Origin of the sequence: Paraburkholderia diazotrophica (genome assembly GCF_038900755.1) — a bacterium.
Taxonomy (GTDB): Bacteria; Pseudomonadota; Gammaproteobacteria; order Burkholderiales; family Burkholderiaceae; genus Paraburkholderia; species Paraburkholderia diazotrophica_A.
Genome location: NZ_JBBPEN010000003.1, coordinates 580,539 through 600,004 on the forward strand (window position 1 = coordinate 580,539; position 19,466 = coordinate 600,004).

The window sequence follows — 19,466 nt, forward strand, 5'->3', positions numbered from 1 at the left end:
GAGCAGACATCGTGCCGCTGTGTTTTGTCGAAGCCGCGCCTTCAGGCCAGGCTACCACGGCCGGGCAGGCGCATTGCTCATCACGTGTATCCGACGTGTACCCGAATATCCAGTCAGGCATGTCGGCAACATTCGCGAGAGGACGTCATGACCGACATCAGGCAACCCGCCCCACCATTTCCGTCACAACAGCAGCAGAGTGTCCCTGGACGCACGGCGCCAATGCAGCCGCAGCCCGATCACGGAGAAGAAAGTTACACAGGCAGTGGAAGGCTTTCCGGCAAGGCGGCGATCATCACGGGCGGCGATAGCGGCATTGGCCGCGCGATTGCGATCGCGTTTGCGCGTGAGGGTGCCGACGTGCTGATCGCGTATCTCGACGAGGACGAAGACGCCGAAGAGACGAAACGCTGGATCGAAAAAGCGGGGCGCCGCGCGGTGCTCGTGCGCGGCGACATTACGGACTCGCGTCATTGCGACGCGATCGTCGATCGCGCCGTGAAGGAGTTCGGCAAGCTGGACGTGCTCGTCAACAATGCCGCGTACCAGATGACATACGACTCGCTGGACGACATCAGCGACGAGGAATGGGACCGCACGTTCGACACCAACATCGGCGCGATGTTCAGGCTCTCGCGCAAGGCGGTCCGGCATATGAAGGAGGGCGGCTCGATCATCAACACCACGTCGATCAACGCGGACAAACCCAACCCGGGACTGCTCGCCTACGCGACGACGAAAGGCGCGATCCAGAACTTCACGGGTGGCCTCGCGCAGATGCTCGCCGAGCAGGGCATTCGCGTGAACTGCGTCGCGCCGGGGCCGATCTGGACGCCGCTCATTCCATCGACAATGCCGAAGGACAAGATCGAGAGCTTCGGCAAGCAGGTGCCGATGAAACGGCCGGGACAGCCGGCCGAACTGGCGCCCGCCTATGTGATGCTTGCCTCCGACGAAGCCAGCTATATCTCGGGCGCGACGATCGCGGTGACGGGCGGCGCGCCTATTCTTTAGTGGGCTTTGACGTACCTTGGTGCGCCTTCGTAAGCCTTCGTGCGCCTTGGTGCGCGCGTCGCATGGAGTTCCAGTGAAGCAGTGCGGCTGCGCGTCTAGTCATGCGTCGCGGGCGCCAGTGCTCCACACAGGCTCGTATAGAGTTCGATGTAATCGTCTGCCATGCGCGCAGCGGTGAAGCGGGACTCGAATGCGCGGCGGCAAGCGCGTCGATCGATCGAGCCGATCTGTCCGGCAGCGGCAACGGCGCCGTCGATATCGTCGACGAGCCGGCCGCTCACGTTGTCGTCGATGATCTCGGTCATCGCGCCACGCCTGAACGCGATGACGGGCGTTCCGCATGCCATCGCTTCGATCGCGACGAGGCCGAAGGGCTCCTCCCATTCGAGCGGAAGCAGCAGCGCGCTCGCTTGAGAAAGCAGGCGGCTGCGCGCCTGTCCGCCCGTTTCGCCAAGATAGTCGACGAAGGCCGCATTCTTGTGCAACAGCGGCTTGATGGTTTTCAGGAAGTACTCGCGCTCGCCAGGATGGACCACTCCTGCGATCTTGAGCGGCATCCGCGCGCGCCGCGCAATTTCGATCGCCAGATCGGGGCGCTTGCCGGGCATGATCCGGCCGAGAAACAGCAGATAGCCGCGCGGCGCGTCTTCGAATGGGAACGCGTCGGCGGGAATGCCGTGATGAATCGTCCTGGTCCAGTTGGCCCCGGGCAGCGGCTTGCGCTGGCTTTCGGAAATGGCGACGAGCGGCGCGTCGGCGAATTCGCGCAATAGAGGACCGTGATCATGTGCGAGCATCAGTCCATGCATCGTGGTGACGTGTTTGCATCCGAGGCTGCGCATCAGCGGGAAGTGGATCGGCTCGCCGTGAAAGTGCAGGATGTCGAACTCGCGTGCATGGCGCGCGACCTGTTCGAGTTGGCGCACGTGATGACACGAGGTGTCCCACGCGCTCGAATCTCGCCACAGGCCGCGTTCGCATCCGGCCACCAGCGCCGCCGACGTAAGCGAATCGCCGCTGGCAAACAGCGTGACGTCGTGCCCGCGTCGAACGAGTTCCTCCGTCAGGTAATGGACGATGCGCTCCGTCGCGCCGTAGGCGAGGGGCGGGACCGGTTCGTAAAGCGGCGCAATCTGGGCTATACGCATTGCCTTTCCTGCTCGTGTGATGTTGGCCGTTGCCGGACAGCAATCGCCGTACCGTACGGCTCGTCGCGGCTCGCGGCGGGAACAATGGATGCTCGCTACATCGCACGTCAATCATCGTGCTGGAAACCAAGCGATGCGTATCGCGCAAGTCTCGACACTCTATGAACGCGTGCCGCCCGTCGCTTACGGCGGCACGGAACGCGTCGTCTCGTGGCTCACGGAAGAACTCGTCGCGCGCGGCCACGACGTCACGCTGTTTGCAAGCGGCGACTCGATCACGGGGGCAGACCTCGTGTCGGTGTATCCGCGTCCGTTGCGCGAAATCGAAAACACGGCCGACCCGCAGGCGTTTCATGTCGCGATGCTGGAGCAGGTCGTGCAACGGTCCGATGAATTCGACATCGTCCATTTTCACACCGACTACACGAGCTTTCCGTTCGCGCGCCGCTTGCGTTGCCCGCAACTGACGACGTTGCACTGGCGCCTCGACGTGCCCGGCCTCGAAACCATGTACCGCGAATTCGACGACATGCCCGTCGTGTCGATTTCGGACGCGCAGCGCGCGCCATTGCCCAACCTTGCGTGGCAGTGCACGATTTACCATGGCCTGCCGACAGGGTTGCTCACGTTTTGCGAAACGCCATCGGACTATCTTGCGTTCGTCGGACGTGTCGCGCCCGCCAAGCGGCCCGACGTCGCCATTGAAATCGCAGCGCGCGCTCAGGCGCGACTGGAGATCGCCGCGAAAATCGATGACGGCGACCGCGCGTACTACGAGCGCGATATCGCGCCGCTGATGCGGCAACCTCACGTCTGCTATCGCGGCGAACTCGACGACGCGGACAAGAACGCTTTTCTCGGGCACGCCCGCGCGCTGCTGTTTCCGATCGACTGGCCCGAGCCGTTCGGGCTCGTGCTGGCGGAAGCGCTGGCGTGCGGCACGCCCGTCATTGCGTTCGGGCGCGGCTCGGTGCCCGAGATCATCGATGACGGCGTGACGGGCTATGTCGTCGAGACAGTCGACGAAGCCGTCGATGCCGTCAGAAAGATCGACGCGATCGACCGCTCGCGCTGCCGCGCCGAATTCGAAAAGCGCTTTACGGCATCGCGCATGGCCGACGAGTATCTGAAGGTCTATGCGACGCTGATCGACCACGCGCAGTGCAGATCCTGCGCGCGCTGATGGAGGTGTCATGCGTTATCTGGCTTTGGCGACGGACTACGACAATACGCTCGCAGAAGACGGCCGCGTGGCCGACGCCACGTGGGCCGCGCTCGAAAGGCTGCGCGAGTCCGGCCGCTATCCCATTCTCGTCACGGGGCGCGAGCTCGACGACCTGATGACGGTCTGTCCGCGCGTCGACATGTTCTCGCGCGTGGTCGCCGAAAACGGTGGCGTGCTGTTCGATCCTGCGACGAAAGACAAACAGCTGCTGGCCGATGCGCCGCCGCAGGCGTTCGTCGACGCGTTGCGCGAGCGAGGACTGGAACACTTCAGCGTCAGCGAAACGCTGGTCGCGACGATGAAGCCGAATGAACAGATCGCGTTCGAAGCGATACGCGATCTCGGCCTCGAACTGAATGTCGTGTTCAACGGCGATGCGGTGATGATTCTTCAGCCCGGTGTCAGCAAGGCGTCGGGTTTGATGGCGGCGCTCGCGGCATTGCGTCTGTCGCCGCTCAATGTCGTCGGCGTCGGAGACGCCGAAAACGATCATGCGCTGATTCGCGCATGCGGCATGTCGGTCGCGGTGGAAAACGCGTTGCCGGCGTTGAAGCAGCACGCGGATCTCGTGACCTCGCAGCCCGACGGCCGGGGCGTGGCCGCGCTGATCGATGCCCTGATCGCCGACGACTTGCGCGGCCATGCATCGTCGCTTGCCAAATGCAGGCTCATCGTCGGCAAGCGTCGCGAGGCGCCCGAGTCGGCCGCCGCGCCCGTCGTGTCGATCGATGCATACGGCAGCGTCGTGCTGCTCGCGGGCGCGTCGGGATCAGGCAAGTCGACGACGACGGAAGCGCTGCTCGAAAGGCTCGCGGATGCGGGGCATCAGCTTTGCATTGTCGACCCGGAAGGCGATTACAGCAGCGACGACCATACGGCCGTGGTCGGCGACGCGCAGCACGCGCCCGCCGAAGACGAGGCGCTGCAACTACTCGAAGGCGCGCGCCAGCCGGCCGTCGCGATCAACATGATGCGCGTGCCGCCCGGCGAACGTCCGCAATATTGCGCCGCGCTGCTGCCGAGGCTTCAGGCGCTGCGCGCGCGAACGGGGCGGCCGCATTGGCTCGTCTTCGATGAGGCGCATCATCTCTTTCCCCGCGCGTGGGCTTCCGCGAGCACGGCCGTTCCTGAAGCGCTCGATTCTGCGCTCGTCGTGACCGTGCATCCCGAGCAGCTTTCGCCGGCGCTGCTCAAGCACGTGAACGTGGCCATCGCGCTCGGCGACGATGCCGCCGATAAGCTCGACGAGTTCGCGGCCTCTGTCGGGATCGACCCGCCCATCGCGCCGACGAAGGGCGTCGAGCGCGGCGAAGCGTTGTTCTGGGAGCCGGCTCAAGGCGAGCCTTGCGTCGTGACGATCGAGAGAGGGCGCGGACAACATCGCCGTCATCTGAGGAAGTACGCGGAAGGCCTGCTGATTCCCGAGCGCAGCTTTTACTTTCGTGGGACGCGTGGCCAGCTCAACCTGCGCGCGCACAACCTCATCCTGTTTGTCGAGCTAGCCGAAGGCGTCGACGAAGAGACGTGGCGTTTTCACCTTCAGCGTGGCGACTACTCGCAATGGTTCGAAAGCGTGATCGGCGATGTCGAGCTGGCAAACGAAACGAGGACGATCGAACGGGACGAATCGCTGCCGCCAGGCGAGAGCCGCTCGCGCGTGCTCTCGGCCATCACCGCGCGCTACACGCAACCGGAGAATCCGAACTTGCCCCGTGTGGACGAACGGTAGCGCGGTGGCCTCGCGCAGCGACGCGCGTGCGGGCATCGGTTGCGTCGATTGCTCGGGCTTTGCGGAACGCAATTTGCTACGGCCATGTGTCCCCCTGTTTCGCCACTGCCATGCAAGAAGACCTGCGTCGAAGCCTCACGATTGCGTTGCAGCGTTCGCACGCGCGTGCCGTGCGCGCGCTGACGATGACTGCGCTCTGCGTGAGCGACGCGATTGCGCAGCCGAACCAGAATGCGTTGCAGCCGGCGGGGGCGCAGGCCGCGCACATCGCGCGGCTGTGGAATCTGACGCTCGTCGTCTGCGGCGTGGTGTTCGCGGGCGTATTGCTCGCGACGCTGGTGGCGCTCGCGCGGCGGCGGCGCGGCGATGCCCGCACGCCACCCGATCCCGCGTCGGCGAATGCGCCCGAACAGCGGACGCGCCGCTTCGTCATCGGCGCAACCGGGCTCTCCGTCGTGCTGCTGGTCGGGCTCGTCGTCGCGGACGTAATGACGGACCGCGCGCTGTCGCGCCTGCCCGTGGACGACGCGGTCCATATCGAGGTGACGGGCGAGCAGTGGTGGTGGCAGGCGGCCTATGCGCCCGACGGCGGCAACGCGGGCTTCGTCACGGCCAATGAACTGCACGTGCCCGTCGGGCGCCCCGTGATCGTTTCGCTAAAGGCAGGCGATGTCATTCACAGCTTCTGGGTGCCGAATCTGCATGGCAAGAAGGACATGCTGCCCGGCGTCGACTCGACGATCGAGTTTCGCGCCGACCATGAGGGCGTCTATCGCGGGCAGTGCGCGGAATATTGCGGCGCCGAGCACGCGTTGATGGCGATGCTCGTCGTCGCGCAGCCGCCGGACCGTTACGCGGCATGGTTGAAGCAACAATCGGCGCCCGCCGTTTCCGCAGACGACGCGCTCGCAGTCCGCGGCCGCCAGGTCTTTTTGCAGTCGAGTTGCGCGGGCTGCCATTCGGTACGCGGCACGTCCGCGCAAGGCATGCTCGCGCCCGACCTCACGCATCTGATGAGCCGGCAGACGATCGCTTCAGGCGTGCTCGCGAATACGCAGGCAAATCTGCTCGCGTGGATTCGCGATCCGCAGGCGCTGAAGCCCGGCACGACGATGCCCTCCGTGCCGCTTGCGGCCGACGATCTGCGCGCTGTCGTCGCGTGGCTGGGGACCTTGCAATGAGCACGGCCGAACCGCGCATCGAACACGTCGACGCAGACGTTTCATTGAAGGACGGACCCGATGCGCCGCAACGGGCGCGCGATGCGCTCGCCGTCACGTGGAGCGATCCGCGCGGCTTTATCGGCATGTTGTCGGCCGTCAATCACAAGACGATCGCGCGGCGCTTCGTGGTGACGACGTTCGCGTTCTTCGTGCTCGCCGGCATGCTCGCGCTCGCGATGCGCACGCAGCTCGCGCGCCCCGACAGCCGGCTGATCGGCCCGGAGCTCTACGATCAGCTCTTCACGATGCACGGCTCGACGATGATGTTCCTGTTCGCCGTGCCCGTCATGCAGGCGGTAGCCGGCTATCTGGTCCCGCTGATGATCGGCGCGCGCAGCGTCGCGTTTCCGCGCATGAACGCGTACGCGTACTGGGTGTTCCTCTTCGGCGGCCTGATGCTCTACACGTACTTCGCGATCGGCTCGGGTCCGCGATCGGGCTGGTTCAGCTATGTGCCGTTGGCCGGTCCCGACTACGCGGCGGGCAAAGGCTCGGACGTCTGGGCGCAGATGATCACGTTCACCGAATTGTCCGCGCTGCTGGAGGCCATCGTGCTGATCACCACGATCCTCAAGATGCGCGCGCCCGGTATGTCGCTGAACCGGATGCCGCTGTTCGTGTGGGCGATACTCGTCACGCAGTTCATGGTGCTGTTCGCGATGCCCGCGATCATGCTCGCCAGCACGGCGCTGATTCTCGACCGGCTCGTCGGCACGCAGTTCTATAACCCGTCGCTCGGCGGGGACGTGCTGCTGTGGCAGCACCTGTTCTGGTTTTTCGGGCACCCGGAGGTGTATCTGATCTTCATTCCGGCGCTCGGCTTCATGTCGTCGATCATCGCGACGTTTTCGCGCCGCCCCGTATTCGGCTATCCGGCGATGGTGCTCGCGCTGATCACGACCGCGTTTCTCGCGTTCGGCCTGTGGGTTCACCATATGTTCGCGACGTCCGTGCCCGCGCTCGGCAAGAGCTTCTTTACGGCGGCGAGCGTGATGATTGCGATTCCGTCGGGCGTGCAGATCTACTGCTGGCTCGCGACGCTGCTCACCGGGCGCCTCAACCTGAAGGTGCCGCTGCTGTTCGTGCTGGCGTTCTTCTTCATTCTCGTGATCGGCGGCCTGACGGGCGTGATGCTCGGCTCGGTGTCGCTCGATCTTCAGGTGCACGACACGTATTTCGTCGTCGCGCATCTGCACTATGTGCTGCTCGGCGGCGCGGTGTTTCCGCTGTTCGGCGCGCTCCACTACTGGTTCCCGAAGATGACGGGAAGAATGCTCGACGCGCGGTTGGGCCAATGGCAATTCTGGCTGTTCTTCGTCGGCTTCAACGTGACGTTCTTTCCGATGCATCTGCTCGGATTGCATGGCATGCCCCGCCGCGTCTGGACGTACCCGCACGGCATGGGCTGGGACACGATGAACTTCGGCGCGACGGTTGGCGCGTACATGATCGCGCTGAGCATGCTGCTCTTCATCGTGAACGTGGTTCGCAGCGCGCGGCGCGGCGAGCGCGCGCCCGCCGATCCGTGGGGCGCCGAGACGCTCGAATGGAGCACGCCGAGCCCGCCGCCCGCGCACAACTTCGACGCGTTGCCTGTCGTGCACGGACGTCATCCGTTGTGGGAGCCCGCTCGCGAGCCGCGCTGGGTATCGGGCCTGACGGCCTGCGCGCGCGAAGTGCTGACGACGAGCGTGCTCGACGCGAGGCCCGATACGCGTCCGCTGTTTCCGTCACCGTCGCTGTGGCCTTTCCTGAGCGCGGTTGCGACGACGGTGTTCTTCATCGGCTCGATCTACACGCCGAGCGCGGTCTGGTGGGGCACGCTGCCCGTTGCCGTCGCGATGATCGCGTGGTTCTGGCCGACGCGGCGCTTCAATGCGATCGCGCGTGCGCTAGAACGATGGCCGGATTCTGCTGACGACGCAACGGCGAAGCCTGTGCATGAAGTCACGTCATCGCAACCGTCGCAATCGGCATCGCCCGATCAACAGCCTTCGACGCTCGACGTGCGCAACCTCGCGAGTTTCGGCTTCGGCTCGCGCAGCCTGATGTGGTGGGCGACGGCAGGGCTGATGCTGATCGAAGGCACGGTGTTCGCAATTGCCGTCGCGATGTACTTCTATCTGCACAGCGTCAATGCGGCCTGGCCGATGCATGCGCCGCCGCCTTCGCTGCTTTGGGGTACGTTGAATACAGTGATCCTGCTGCTCAGCATCGTGCCGAACGAACTGGCGAGACGCGCCGCGCAGAATGGCCATCGCGAAGACGCGCGGTTATGGCTCGCCGTGTGTCTCGCCTTTGCCGTGATCTTTCTGGTGCTGCGGGGTTTCGAGTTCGCGGCGCTGAACGTCATGTGGTACGCGAACGCGTATGGATCGATCGTCTGGCTGCTGCTCGGGCTGCATACGACGCACCTCGTCACCGACACGGTCGACACCGCCGTACTCGCGCTATTGCTGTACACAGGGCCTTTCGAAGGCAAGCGTCTCGTCGATACGAGCGAGAACGCCGTCTACTGGTATTTCGTGGTGTTGAGCTGGCTGCCGATTTATGCCGTGATCTATCTCGCGCCGAGGATGCTCTGATGAACCGGATGCCTGCCGCCGCCTGGCTCGGATTGCTCGCCGCTCCCGTCGTCGTATTGAGTGTGCAGAGCATCGACTACGCGCTCGTGCATGTCGCGTGTTCGCACGGCAGCCGTCTTGCGCTCGACATCGTCAGTTGCATTGGCCTGCTGTTCTCGGGCGCGACGGCGTGGTTCGCGTGGCGCCTGTGGCGGAGCGCTTCACGGCCAGCCGCGCAAAGCGGCACGGCGAACGATGCGCGCGTCGCGTTCTTCGCGTTGATGGCGATGCTCGTCGCAGCGTTATGCACGTTGATCCAGTTGATGATGTGGTTTCCACAATGGGTACTTTCGCCTTGCCGTTGAAACGTCTCGCGAAGTTCGTCGCCGCTTTTGCGCTGCTTGCGTTGTCGATGACGACGGATTCGCTCGCGCATGTGCTCGACGACACTGCGCGCGGGGCGCCGTCGTTCGGCTGGAGCGCCGAGCCGTGGGTGGTCGCATTGATGGCCGCGAGTCTTGCCGCGTATGTCGTCGGCCATGCGCGATTGCTCAGGCGGGGCGCGCGGCGCATCGAGAGCGCGCGGTTGCGCCGCGCGCATCTGCTTGCGTTCGTCGCCGGCTGGACCGCGCTTGCGCTGGCTTTTTTCTCGCCACTCGATGCGCTGGGCAGCGCGCTCTTTTCCGCGCACATGGTGCAGCACGAAACGATGATGCTCGTCGCGGCGCCGTTGTGCGTGATGGGCCGCCCGCTTGGCGTGTGGATCTGGGCGTTGCCGCATCGCGCGCGCCTGCGCGTGGGACAGTGGATCAGGGCGCGCGCGTTCGTGCGCTTCTGGCACATGCTGACGATGCCCGTCACCGCATGGGTGTTGCACGCGGCGGCGTTGTGGGCGTGGCATGCGCCCGCGCTCTTCGAAGCGGCTCTGATGCATCCGTGGGTTCACACGCTGCAGCACGCGAGCTTTCTGCTGACGGCGCTCCTCTTCTGGTGGAGCATTACAGGCGAGGGCGCGCGGCGGCAGACGGACGGCCACGCGATGCTGTCGCTGTTCACGACGATGGTTCACACGGGCGCGCTCGGCGCGCTGATCACGCTTGCGCCGCAGCTCTGGTATCCGCTGTACGTCGAGCCATGCAGTGCGCTCGGTGTCGATCCGCTGCACGACCAGCAGCTCGGCGGACTCATCATGTGGGTGCCCGCAACCGTGGCGTATCTCGCGGGCGCGCTGGCCATCGCGGCGCGCTGGCTGATGCGCAGCGATGCACCGGTGCTGACCGCGCGGCATGCAGTGATCGTGCGTCGGGATGGCGTGCGATGAGACGGCGACTTCAGAGCGCGGCGTTCCGGCTGACCCTCGTTGTGCTCGCGGGCGCATGTGCCGTTCCGCTGTCGTATGTCGGCGGCGCGATGGGAGATGCGGCCACGTCTGCGTCCGCGTCGGCTTCGGCTTTGGCTTCGGCTTTGTCTCAAACGCCATCTCGATCGACGGATCGGGAGATGATTGTGCGCGGCGAGTACGTGGCGAAAGCCGCCGATTGCGCCGGATGCCACACCGCGCCCGAGCACGGCGCGCCCTATGCGGGCGGGCTCGGCATGGGGTCGCCGTTCGGCACCATTACGTCGAGCAATATCACGCCCGATGCGCAGTACGGCATCGGCGGCTACAGCTACGACGAGTTCGCGCGCGCGTTGCGCGAGGGTGTCGCGCGAGGCGGCAAGCGCCTGTATCCGGCGATGCCGTATGCGTCGTTTGCGAAGATCACCGACGACGACATGCGCGCGTTGTATGCATACATGATGCATGGCGTCGCGCCCGTCGCGAAGCCGACGCCGCCTTCGGACGTCGCGTTTCCGTTCAATCAGCGTTGGGCGCTGCGTTTCTGGCAGATGGCGTTCATGCCGCGCGGCGTCTATCGGCCGCGCGCGGATCGCGATGCGCAATGGAATCGCGGCGCGTACCTGGTGCAATCGCTCGGACACTGCGGCGCCTGTCATACGCCGCGTGGGCCCGGCTATCAGGAGCGCGGCTATGACGAATCGTCGCGCACTTATCTGACGGGCGGCATCAACGATCACTGGTTCGCGCCCAATCTGACGGGCGATGCGGGCTCGGGACTCGCGCGCATGAAGCCCGACGAGATTGCCGCGTTCCTGAAGACGGGTCATGCGGCGGGCGTCGTCGCCTATGGCAGCATGGTCGAGCAGATTGAGGACAGCACGCAGTACCTCACCGACGACGATCTTCAGGCGATCGCCCGCTATCTGAAGTCGCTGCCCGCGCAGCAGCCGTCGGGCACCTACACGCCGGGTGCCGATCCCGCCCGCTCGCAGGCCAACGGCAGCCGTGTGCCCGACAGTCTGTCGGTCGGTTTCAATGTCTACCGGTCGTTCTGCGCGCGTTGTCATCGCGACGACGGCGCGGGCATTCCCGGCGCGTTTCCCGCGCTGGCGGGCAATCCGTCCGTGCTCGCGGAAGACACGACATCGCTGATCCGTTTGCTGATCGAAGGCGGCAACAGCCCTTCGACGCTCACGGGTCCGCCGCGCCAGGCGATGCCCGCGTTCGTCGGCACGCTGGCCGATGTGCAGATCGCCCAGGTGCTGACCTATGTGCGCAGCGCATGGGGCAACAATGCGCAGCCGATCACTGCCAACGACGTCAGCGCGTTGCGCGAAATACTGCACAAATGAGCCGGCCCCGGGGAACGGCATGCAGATTGCTGGAGGCCCGGCAACGAAACGTTGTCGGGAGCAAATGCGATGAATGTGCCGAGGCAGGTCGTATCGTTTCTTGGTTCGCGCGGGCTCAGGCTTGCGACGGCCGAGTCGTGCACGGCCGGACTGATTGCGTCGCTGCTCGCGGAGGTGCCCGGCAGCGGCGCGTGCCTCGATGCGGGCTTCGTCACGTACTCGCCCGAGGGCAAGGCCGGCTTTCTGGGCGTGCGCGAGGCGACGATGAAGCGGTACGGCCTGACGAGCGAGCCGGTCGCGCGCGAGATGGCCGAAGGTGCGTTGCAGCATGAAGGGGACGCTGCCGACGTCGCAGTCGCGAACACGGGCGTCGCCGATGGCGCGCCATCCGGCGGGCCGCCCGCAGGCACGCAATGCTTTGCGTGGTCGTATCGATTGCGCGGCGGCGGCATCGCGACATTCACCGAGACGAAGCAGTTCGACGGCAACAGGAACGAGGTCAGGCGGCGCGCCGCGCAGTACGCGCTTTCGCGGGTCGAGCATTACTTCAACACGCTCGGTTCACGACGTTGACGCTTTGCGTCGCGGGTCTCGCGATGGCGTGCGCCGTCACAACATTGGAGAACAAGAGGACAGCATCATGGAAATGACCTATGCGTCATGCACCGTCGGCGTCACGGCCGGCGTCGCGGACGGCAATCTGGTGGCAAGCGTGCGGATCTATTGGCCATCCAATGAAGACGCCGCCATGGAGACCTACGAGTTCGAGGTGCCGGGGAACTTTCTCGACGAAAAAGAGGCGATCGTTTTCGGCACCGAATGGGCGAAGGAATGGATCGACGAGCATTGCGTCTAGCCGCGCGCGCGGTGCGTTTGCGATGCAGGTGCGCGCAACCCGGCGAGGCCGCGCGCATCCGCTCTGATTCTTCCTTACCGAAGCGCTGAAGATTTTTCGCGTATTTCGCGCATTTTTCGCGTCGCGGGCGCGTGCTAACGCGTTGCGCAATGCAACGCGTCGCCTATCGGTGGAAGCTGTCTGCGCGGTCGGGCGCGGCAGGCGCGGATACCGCGCCGAGCGTCGACGAGAGGCCGCCGTCCTGCGCCGTCGCCACGTCGCCGATCGAGACCATCCCGACGAGGTGCTTCTCCCGATCGAGCACGGGCAACCGCCGTATCTGCGAGGACGCGAATTTGTGTTCTGCTTCGTCGATGTCGTCGTCTTCGAAACAGTACTCGACCGGGCCGCTCGCGACATCTTCGACAGGCGTGGCCGGTTCGAGGCCTATCGCCACCGCGCGCACGACGATATCCCTGTCCGTCACGATGCCCACCAGCCGTGAACCGTCGCAGACGGGAAGCGCGCCGACGTTCAGCCGGTCCATCAGGTCCGCTGCGTGACGGATGCTGTCCTTGGGCGCGAGCGTTTCGGCTTCGCGCGTCATGACTTCGCTGATCATGGTCATGCGAGTCTCCTTCGTTTGGGTTGGGGAAGTCACAGCGTGCATCCCGCGTTCCTCGTTCAGCAGCGGTGCGTGGCTGTCTGCGCGGCATGCAGGATGCTCGAATACAGGGCGGTGGAAAAGCGGGGGTAGTGGTCGATGACAGAGTACCTGAGCGCGATATTTCGCTCGTATCGCGATGCATGCGACGCACAGCAGTTGCTCGACGAGTCGGTGCTGCGCGAGTCGGGCGCATTGTTCCTTTTTCCAATCGGTCCTTCGACGCGTTCTGCGCGCGCCGTGTGTCCGGCGCACGAACCGGATCATGCGGAATACGCGGCGCATGGCGAGCAGTTCGCGATCATGGCGGGCAACCGTTTTATCGAGCCGCACGCAGACGACTTCGTCGCCGGGTTGCATGAAGACCGGCGAGCGGGTCATACGCTGCTGGTCGCGGCGCATGCTGAATCGTCGGTGCTCGTGCAGATCTGCGGCACGCTGAAGGACTGTGGAGCATTCGCGATCCGGCTGCCGGGATCGCGCTGGCGTCTGTGCAACTCGCGATAGCGATGCGCTGCGGACGTTGCATGAAAGCACTTGCGCTCATGTATCCCGTCGCGGCGATGATCGCAAGCGGATGCTCGGAGCCGCCATCGAACGCCACATGGAATGCAGGAGGCACGCAGGTCGCCGAGCCGCACGGCGCGAGTGCGGGTGGCATGCAGCGTGGAGGACTCGAGCGCATCGTGGTGGACATGCGGCCCGTGCCGACGCATGAAGACGTGACGGGATCGAAGAGCGGCATCGACGGGCCGGCCGCCGCGCAGCATTTGCGCGAACGCCTCGACACGCTGGTCCGCCCGCATGTCGAGGCGTGGGACACGCAGGACGCGCCGAAGATCGTCATCGATATCGACAGGTACGAACAGGTCTTCAACGAAAAGAAGCGCGGTTATGCGCTCGTGCGCGGAGACGTCAGTCTGCAGGCAACGACAGGCGCGATGCATCAGCGCCTGTTCGTTGCGCGCGTGCCGATCGTCTCGCGCACCAGCGGTTCCGTGCGCGAGGCGATGACGGGCGCACTGGATAGCTTCGCGTCGCAGATCGCCGTATGGGCCGATCTGCAGTTGCAGCCGTGATGTCTGCGCAAAAGGGCTGACTCATCGCGCGAGTCGGCGATGCGATTGCACGGTCACAGGTTTGTCGGATTGCCCGGATCGGTCTTGCCCTTTTCGATGTTCTCGCGTTGATCGCCGAGATCCTTGCGGTTATCGCCTTCCGTGATCTGCGCTTCGCCCTTGGCTTTTTTCGTTTCGTTGCGCGTGATCGTGCCGACGCCCTTGTTGACGTAACCCTTCAGTTCTTCCTTGATGCCTTCCGTTTTGTCGTTTGCCATTTCCGCCTCCGTGAGCGCGAAGAGTGAACGCGCCGACAGCCGTTCACCGGCCTGCCGACACTCGAACACGGATGGCCGCAAGCGCTATGCCGGCTTGTGAGGAAGTGATGTGCGAGCGGGCCGTCTGACGCTCTGCCGGATTTGCTTTTTCGCGGGCGATTGCGCGAGTTGATCGAGCCGCGCTTTCAGGCGCGCGGCATCGAAAGGCGCTTCGACTTTCGTATCGTTGTCGAAGTAGACGAGCACGTCGCGCGAGCGGCGCTGCGTCGCTGGCCTTGGCGCGAACCTCACGGCGTCTTGGGGTTCGCCGCCGCGCGCCCATGCATCGATGCGGGCTGCGAGCCGTTCGAGCGCGGCATCGGAATAGGCGCCGCTGTACAGCGTTTCACTGCCGTGCAGACGCAGATAGACGAAATCGCTCGTCACGTCTTCGCCGTAGGGCCAGCCTGCCGTCGAGTCGGATATCACGAGTGCTGCCTTGTACTTTCTCAGCAGGGCCACGAATTCGGGTGCGCAAAAGCTCGGATGACGGATTTCGATTGCGTGCCGAAGGCGCCGGTTCACGTCGACGTTGAACCAGGGATGATTGACCCGTGCATCGTGTTGCGCGGCGAACTGCGCCGCCGACGCAAAATCCACGGGCAGCAGCGCGAGAAACGCTTCGAACGAATCGGGGACGAAAGCAAAGTTCGGCGGAAATTGCCACAGAAACACACCGAGCTTTTCGCGCAACGCGAGCACGCCGGACGCGAAGAAATTCGCCATCGCCGGGCGCGCCGTTTCATCGCGAAAGCGCAGCATATGCGTGAGGTAGCGCGGACCCTTCACGCTGAATATGAAATTGCGTGGCGTTGCGTCGTACCACGACAGATAGCTCTCGACGGTTTGCAGCGAGTAATGCGAGCCGTTTATCTCGATCGTATCGACGGCGCGCGACGCGAATTCGAGCTCGCGTTTTTGCGCGAGCCCTTCCGGATAGAAGACGCCGCGCCAGCCCGAATAGCGCCAGCCTGAGATACCGATTCTGGTCGTCATCCCGGTTCTCCTCGTGAAAGACCCGTGGCGTTCGGGTGAAAAATTCGCGTCGGGCACATTCATTAGATGGCGCGATTCGCGTGCGTCATCTCGTTCGTTTCGCGCGCGGCTTGCCGGTTATGTCGTCGTGAGGAGTGTTGCCTTCCTGCGGGTCTTCGCTCTCGATATGCCGCTTCACCGATTGCGCGGCGGGCTGACCGTCTTGCGCATCGTTGGCGCCCTCGGCTTCGATCTGCCGGCGCGCCGTGTCCCAGTACTCGTCGGCGTGCTTCTTCGGATCGTCGTCCTGCTCCCAAAGATGGTACGCGCGTTCCCTGATGCGATCGTCCGTGCTCCGTTCACCGCGTTGCGTGGCCATTGCGTTCTCCTCGATCCACAAGCGCATGACACGGAGCATTCGCAATGCCTGATGCGCAGCGCTCATTCAGCGCTAACTCTCGCGCTTCATCATGCCTCCATCGCACACACGCAACGACGGAGCCACACACGATGATCAGGCACATTCTGGTAGCGGTCGGCGCCAGCACGAACGACGCGGTACTGAAGACCGCGATCGACAAAGCGCGCGACACGGGCGCGCGGCTCACCGCCGTGTATGTCGTCGATACGATGCCGTGGTGGACGATGGCGGGCGCCGGGCATGGCTGCGTCGATACGCTGCGAACGGTCCGCGAACTCCAGCGTATCGTCGAGCGCCGTTGCATCGATACGTTCGAATGCGAAGCATGGGACATCCAGACACGCGCGATCACGGTGCCGCTGCAAAGCCGCAGCGTGGGACGCGAGATCGCGAATCTCGCCGTTCAGCTCGACGCCGATCTGATCGTGGTCGGCGTGGGCCGCGCTTCGACGTGGAAGTTTTGGGAAGCGCGGATGAGCGATGTGATCGGACGTTGCACGCGGCGGACGGTGCTCGTCGCGACGGGCGCGCAGCCGCCGGGCCTTGCGCACGACTGCGCGATGGCGCGGGCCGACGCGCGACGCGCAGGCGCGGCCCACGCGAAGGCCCCTTGACTTGCGGCAGGGTCGAGCGTGAATCGGGTTTCCTGTGTGTCAGGCCGAGCGCAAATCAGGCCGAGCGCAAATCAGGCCGAGCGCAGATCAGGCCGAGCGCAGAGCAGGCGCAAGCGCGCATCACGCGCTTCCGATCAGCTTCAGCCCCGCCGGCAGCGATTCGCCGAATACGCGTCCGGTGTCGGCCTCGTCGAGCGCGACCGTCTCGTGAACCATCCGCACCCACGCGGGCGCCGCGCCGAGCGCTTCGAGCCGCCGGATCACCGTCTGGCGCGCTTCGTCGGGCAGGTCGCGCGAGCGGTCGCCCGTCATCCGCGACAACTGCACCGCGGCGAACGCAGCGGGCTCGACCTTCTTCCAGTCGAGCGCAAGCACGGCATCGAGCCACGGCAACGCGACGTCGGGCGGCACCACGCCATGCGCGCTGCCATAGAACGGCAGACGCGCGCCGATGCGCCCGATCGCCCACCACGTCTGGTGATTCTCCGAAGGCTTGCGCAGCCGTTCGAGCAACTGTTGCGCGAGTGCAATCTTGCGGTCGACGGAAAGGCGTTCAAGCGATGCCTGCACGCGAATCATGTCCGCATAGCCGACCTTCGCGGGATCGAATGGCAGCTTCTGCTTTTTGATGCTCGCGGCTTGCAGGAAGTCCATCGCGTCGAGCAGTTGCAATTGCGCGTCTTCGTTCAGCCCGCCCGCCGCGCGTCGCCACAGCGTCCACCATTCGGACCACACCTGGCTTTCGTGGATGTACTGAATGCCGTCGTCGAAGATCGACCAGAGCTGCTCGACGCGCCACTCGTCGAGCGGATAGCCGAAACCCGGACGCACGCAGTAGCCCGTCAGGTTGAGCCACAGCCGCTCGTGAGCGGCCGAGCGCCGTCTGCGTTTAGCGCGCTCCCATAAAGCGCCGAACAGTTCGCGCAGCAGCGCGACGTCCCAGTTGTCGCGCGGCCCGAGCGTCTGCTCCAGTTGCGCGCGCAGCCGCTTCACTTCGTTCGGGCCCACGTCCGACGAACGCGCGCCGAACGAACGCTCGATCAGATCGATCGCGTGATCGAGCGACGGATGGCGCCCGGCTTCCGTTGCCTCGTCCATTGGGGCCGCCGCCTCGTCGCGCCGCAGTTCGAATTGCAGCAGCCAGCGTTGCGAAGGATCGTCGGTGGCGATGCAGGTCACTTCGAGCGTGCCGACTTCCGTCATCGACGTCGTCAGGCGGACGGGGCGCTCGTCGGCGTCCGTCGCGTGCTGGCGCTGCACGACGGTCGCGATGGGCGGCAGGCGCACGAAGTCGCCTTGCGACAGATCGGCGAGTTCGCCCGGCGCAAAGCGCGTGTCGGCGACCGTCGACATCAGGTGAAAGCGCACGGGCTGGCCCAGGCGCAGCGCGAACACGCGGTCGTCGAGATGCACTTCATGTGCTTCTTCCGTGCCGCGCGGCAACAGGCAGATGCCCTGATCGCCTTCGAGCACGAGGAAATAGCTGCGCGCCGAGCCGCCGCCGATGCGCGGCGCGTTGCCCGCGCGCGCAAGGCCATACGCGACTGCGCCGCGCGCGACCGCGACATCGGGATGATCGTTGCGCAGCACATGCAAAGGCTTGCCGCGCCACGCGCCGAGCGTTTGCGCGAGCCGCTCCGTCAGCGGCTGTGCGCGAAACACACCGCCATTGAGCAGCAGCGTGTCGGGCACGGGCAGCGTGTCGGCGTTATCGCTGTGCCCGGCGCTTTCGCTGGAAACGCCCAGCGCGTCGCGCGATTGCGCGGCGAGCCGCTTCAGAAACGCCGCGACGTGACGCGTGACGGCCGCGTCGCTCGCGTAAGGCAAACCGAACTCGACGATCGCCGCGCGAGAGCGGCGCGGCATTTCGTCGGCGGCGACCTGCGGAAAGAATCCATCGACGACGACCTTTTCGATCTCCTCGCGCGTCACGTGTGCAGTGCGCGCGCCGCCGATCACGCGCGAGCCCGCGCCGAGCAGCGTGATCGCGACGGACGCGGGCGCGTTCGCATCGAGCAATTGCTCCTTCGCGACACGGCAGCGCTCGACCAGTTGCGACAGGCTCGCCGCCGACAGCCGCGTCTGGCCGTCCTGCGTGTGCGAAAGCCGCGTCTCGACGAGCCGCGCGAGCGCGAGGTCCATGTTGTCGCCGCCGAGCATCAGATGATTGCCGACGCCGATGCGCGTCAGTTGCGGCTCGCCGTTTTCATCGATCTGCACCTTGATCAGCGTGAGATCGGTGGTGCCGCCGCCGACGTCGCAGATCAGCACGAGCCGCGTGTCGGCAAGCTCGTCGCGAAGGCTCGTTCGATGATGGAACAGCCAGTCGTAGAACGCCGCCTGCGGCTCTTCGAGCAGCCGCAGCGCGGGCAGCTTCGCGAGACGCGCGGCTTCGAGCGTCAACGCGCGCGCGCCTTCGTCGAATGACGCGGGCACCGTGAGAATCACGTTCTGCTGTTCAAGCGGCGCATCGGCGAAGCGCGCGTTCCACGCGGCCCGCACGTGCGCGAGATAGCTCGCGCTCGCGGCAACGGGCGAGACCTTCGCGACATCGTCGGGCGCGCCCCAAGGCAGGATCGGCGCGAGCCGGTCCACCGACGCATGCGACAGCCAGCTTTTCGCGCTCGTCACGAGACGCCCGGGCACCTGCGCGCCGAGCGTGCGCGCAAGCCGCCCGATGATGGGCCCCGGTTCGTTACGCGATTCGTCGCGCGCTTCATCCGTTGCGCGCGACCACGGCAGTTGCAGATCGCCGGGACTCAGCTCGCCTGCCGCCGGGTGATAGCGCACGGACGGCAACAGCGGCTGCGCGCCCACTTCGCCGGGGCCGACCAGCTGCTCGACATCGAACACGCGGATGTCGTCGGAACCCGGCTCGACATACGCGACGACGGTATTGCTCGTGCCGAGATCGATGCCGACCGTGTAGCGCCTGACGGCTTGAGGCTTCGGCTGCTTTCGCTTCGTCGTCACGTGGATGGTCAA

The 19,466-nt window shown here is 65.2% G+C and carries 19 protein-coding genes; 13 read left to right on the forward strand and 6 right to left on the reverse strand.

What is annotated here, in order from left to right; translation table 11 throughout:
- The first annotated feature begins 147 nt into the window (after positions 1–147).
- Positions 148–1,014 carry an SDR family oxidoreductase gene (locus AABE10_RS12610; protein ID WP_342933574.1) on the forward strand — a complete coding sequence of 289 codons (867 nt, stop codon included), beginning with the start codon at positions 148–150 and terminating at the stop codon, positions 1,012–1,014.
- Positions 1,015–1,109: 95 nt separating this feature from the next.
- On the opposite strand, the gene AABE10_RS12615 is transcribed toward AABE10_RS12610, so the two are convergent.
- Positions 1,110–2,162: a glycosyltransferase family 4 protein gene (locus AABE10_RS12615; RefSeq protein ID WP_342933575.1), complete on the reverse strand. Its 1,053-nt coding sequence runs from the start codon at positions 2,160–2,162 to the stop codon at positions 1,110–1,112.
- A 133-nt stretch (positions 2,163–2,295) separates the two neighbouring features.
- Between AABE10_RS12615 and AABE10_RS12620 the strand changes: the two genes are divergently transcribed.
- The 9 genes from AABE10_RS12620 (at position 2,296) to AABE10_RS12660 (ending at position 12,453) form a co-directional block, all read left to right on the forward strand.
- Positions 2,296–3,345, forward strand: a complete 1,050-nt coding sequence (locus AABE10_RS12620) for a glycosyltransferase family 4 protein (RefSeq protein ID WP_342933576.1) — start codon at positions 2,296–2,298, stop codon at positions 3,343–3,345.
- Between the two features lie 10 nt (positions 3,346–3,355).
- Positions 3,356–5,116 (forward strand): HAD family hydrolase, encoded by a 1,761-nt coding sequence (locus AABE10_RS12625; protein WP_342933577.1) that lies wholly within the window; start codon positions 3,356–3,358, stop codon positions 5,114–5,116.
- A 185-nt stretch (positions 5,117–5,301) separates the two neighbouring features.
- Positions 5,302–6,297 carry a cytochrome c oxidase subunit II gene (coxB, locus tag AABE10_RS12630; protein WP_342933857.1) on the forward strand — a complete coding sequence of 332 codons (996 nt, stop codon included), beginning with the start codon at positions 5,302–5,304 and terminating at the stop codon, positions 6,295–6,297.
- Positions 6,294–8,924, forward strand: a complete 2,631-nt coding sequence (ctaD, locus tag AABE10_RS12635) for a cytochrome c oxidase subunit I (protein ID WP_342933578.1) — start codon at positions 6,294–6,296, stop codon at positions 8,922–8,924. Before coxB ends, ctaD begins: the two co-directional genes overlap by 4 nt.
- The gene (locus tag AABE10_RS12640; RefSeq protein ID WP_342933579.1) at positions 8,924–9,268 is read left to right on the forward strand and encodes a hypothetical protein; all 345 of its coding nucleotides are present in this window, start codon (positions 8,924–8,926) and stop codon (positions 9,266–9,268) included. Before ctaD ends, AABE10_RS12640 begins: the two co-directional genes overlap by 1 nt.
- Complete coding sequence (locus tag AABE10_RS12645; RefSeq protein ID WP_428983304.1) at positions 9,244–10,224, forward strand: cytochrome c oxidase assembly protein; 981 nt, start codon at positions 9,244–9,246, stop codon at positions 10,222–10,224. The genes AABE10_RS12640 and AABE10_RS12645 overlap by 25 nt, the downstream gene beginning before the upstream one ends.
- 179 nt (positions 10,225–10,403) lie before the next feature.
- Positions 10,404–11,597, forward strand: coding sequence for a c-type cytochrome (locus AABE10_RS12650; protein WP_428983305.1), 1,194 nt, complete (start codon positions 10,404–10,406; stop codon positions 11,595–11,597).
- Positions 11,598–11,666: 69 nt separating this feature from the next.
- Positions 11,667–12,170, forward strand: coding sequence for a CinA family protein (locus AABE10_RS12655; RefSeq protein ID WP_342933580.1), 504 nt, complete (start codon positions 11,667–11,669; stop codon positions 12,168–12,170).
- 28 nt (positions 12,171–12,198) lie between these two features.
- Complete coding sequence (locus AABE10_RS12660) at positions 12,199–12,453, forward strand: hypothetical protein (protein ID WP_342933581.1); 255 nt, start codon at positions 12,199–12,201, stop codon at positions 12,451–12,453.
- Between the two features lie 163 nt (positions 12,454–12,616).
- Here the strand turns inward: AABE10_RS12660 and AABE10_RS12665 are convergent, their stop codons facing one another.
- Positions 12,617–13,060, reverse strand: a complete 444-nt coding sequence (locus tag AABE10_RS12665) for a CBS domain-containing protein (protein ID WP_342933582.1) — start codon at positions 13,058–13,060, stop codon at positions 12,617–12,619.
- Positions 13,061–13,195: 135 nt separating this feature from the next.
- Between AABE10_RS12665 and AABE10_RS12670 the strand changes: the two genes are divergently transcribed.
- Together AABE10_RS12670 and AABE10_RS12675 are read left to right on the forward strand one after the other, a co-directional pair.
- On the forward strand, positions 13,196–13,603 hold the full coding sequence (locus tag AABE10_RS12670; protein WP_342933583.1) for a hypothetical protein: 408 nt from the start codon (positions 13,196–13,198) through the stop codon (positions 13,601–13,603).
- Positions 13,604–13,623: 20 nt separating this feature from the next.
- Entirely contained in the window at positions 13,624–14,175 is a 552-nt protein-coding gene (locus AABE10_RS12675) for a hypothetical protein (protein WP_342933584.1), read from the forward strand.
- A 53-nt stretch (positions 14,176–14,228) separates the two neighbouring features.
- Here AABE10_RS12675 and AABE10_RS12680 read toward each other — a convergent pair whose 3' ends face one another.
- The 3 genes from AABE10_RS12680 to AABE10_RS12690 all read right to left on the reverse strand — a co-directional run bounded on the left by AABE10_RS12680 (position 14,229) and on the right by AABE10_RS12690 (position 15,825).
- Complete coding sequence (locus tag AABE10_RS12680; protein WP_342933585.1) at positions 14,229–14,432, reverse strand: CsbD family protein; 204 nt, start codon at positions 14,430–14,432, stop codon at positions 14,229–14,231.
- An 84-nt stretch (positions 14,433–14,516) separates the two neighbouring features.
- Positions 14,517–15,467, reverse strand: a complete 951-nt coding sequence (locus tag AABE10_RS12685) for a DUF72 domain-containing protein (RefSeq protein WP_342933586.1) — start codon at positions 15,465–15,467, stop codon at positions 14,517–14,519.
- 85 nt (positions 15,468–15,552) lie between these two features.
- Entirely contained in the window at positions 15,553–15,825 is a 273-nt protein-coding gene (locus AABE10_RS12690) for a DUF2934 domain-containing protein (protein WP_342933587.1), read from the reverse strand.
- A 131-nt stretch (positions 15,826–15,956) separates the two neighbouring features.
- On the opposite strand from AABE10_RS12690, the gene AABE10_RS12695 reads away from it, so the two are divergent.
- Positions 15,957–16,481 (forward strand): universal stress protein, encoded by a 525-nt coding sequence (locus tag AABE10_RS12695; protein WP_342933588.1) that lies wholly within the window; start codon positions 15,957–15,959, stop codon positions 16,479–16,481.
- A gap of 120 nt (positions 16,482–16,601) precedes the next feature.
- On the opposite strand, the gene AABE10_RS12700 is transcribed toward AABE10_RS12695, so the two are convergent.
- Complete coding sequence (locus AABE10_RS12700; RefSeq protein ID WP_342933589.1) at positions 16,602–19,454, reverse strand: Hsp70 family protein; 2,853 nt, start codon at positions 19,452–19,454, stop codon at positions 16,602–16,604.
- Positions 19,455–19,466 lie beyond the last annotated feature (12 nt).

Excerpts from the sequence above, each read along its gene's own strand:
- AABE10_RS12610 (WP_342933574.1), top strand. The coding sequence starts at position 148 with ATGACCGACATCAGGCAACCCGCCCCACCATTTCCGTCACAACAGCAG.
- AABE10_RS12615 (WP_342933575.1), bottom strand. The coding sequence starts at position 2,162 with ATGCGTATAGCCCAGATTGCGCCGCTTTACGAACCGGTCCCGCCCCTC.
- AABE10_RS12620 (WP_342933576.1), top strand. The coding sequence starts at position 2,296 with ATGCGTATCGCGCAAGTCTCGACACTCTATGAACGCGTGCCGCCCGTC.
- AABE10_RS12625 (WP_342933577.1), top strand. The coding sequence starts at position 3,356 with ATGCGTTATCTGGCTTTGGCGACGGACTACGACAATACGCTCGCAGAA.
- coxB (WP_342933857.1), top strand. The coding sequence starts at position 5,302 with ATGACTGCGCTCTGCGTGAGCGACGCGATTGCGCAGCCGAACCAGAAT.
- ctaD (WP_342933578.1), top strand. The coding sequence starts at position 6,294 with ATGAGCACGGCCGAACCGCGCATCGAACACGTCGACGCAGACGTTTCA.
- AABE10_RS12640 (WP_342933579.1), top strand. The coding sequence starts at position 8,924 with ATGAACCGGATGCCTGCCGCCGCCTGGCTCGGATTGCTCGCCGCTCCC.
- AABE10_RS12645 (WP_428983304.1), top strand. The coding sequence starts at position 9,244 with ATGGGTACTTTCGCCTTGCCGTTGAAACGTCTCGCGAAGTTCGTCGCC.
- AABE10_RS12650 (WP_428983305.1), top strand. The coding sequence starts at position 10,404 with ATGATTGTGCGCGGCGAGTACGTGGCGAAAGCCGCCGATTGCGCCGGA.
- AABE10_RS12655 (WP_342933580.1), top strand. The coding sequence starts at position 11,667 with ATGAATGTGCCGAGGCAGGTCGTATCGTTTCTTGGTTCGCGCGGGCTC.
- AABE10_RS12665 (WP_342933582.1), bottom strand. The coding sequence starts at position 13,060 with ATGACCATGATCAGCGAAGTCATGACGCGCGAAGCCGAAACGCTCGCG.
- AABE10_RS12670 (WP_342933583.1), top strand. The coding sequence starts at position 13,196 with ATGACAGAGTACCTGAGCGCGATATTTCGCTCGTATCGCGATGCATGC.
- AABE10_RS12675 (WP_342933584.1), top strand. The coding sequence starts at position 13,624 with ATGAAAGCACTTGCGCTCATGTATCCCGTCGCGGCGATGATCGCAAGC.
- AABE10_RS12680 (WP_342933585.1), bottom strand. The coding sequence starts at position 14,432 with ATGGCAAACGACAAAACGGAAGGCATCAAGGAAGAACTGAAGGGTTAC.
- AABE10_RS12685 (WP_342933586.1), bottom strand. The coding sequence starts at position 15,467 with ATGACGACCAGAATCGGTATCTCAGGCTGGCGCTATTCGGGCTGGCGC.
- AABE10_RS12690 (WP_342933587.1), bottom strand. The coding sequence starts at position 15,825 with ATGGCCACGCAACGCGGTGAACGGAGCACGGACGATCGCATCAGGGAA.
- AABE10_RS12695 (WP_342933588.1), top strand. The coding sequence starts at position 15,957 with ATGATCAGGCACATTCTGGTAGCGGTCGGCGCCAGCACGAACGACGCG.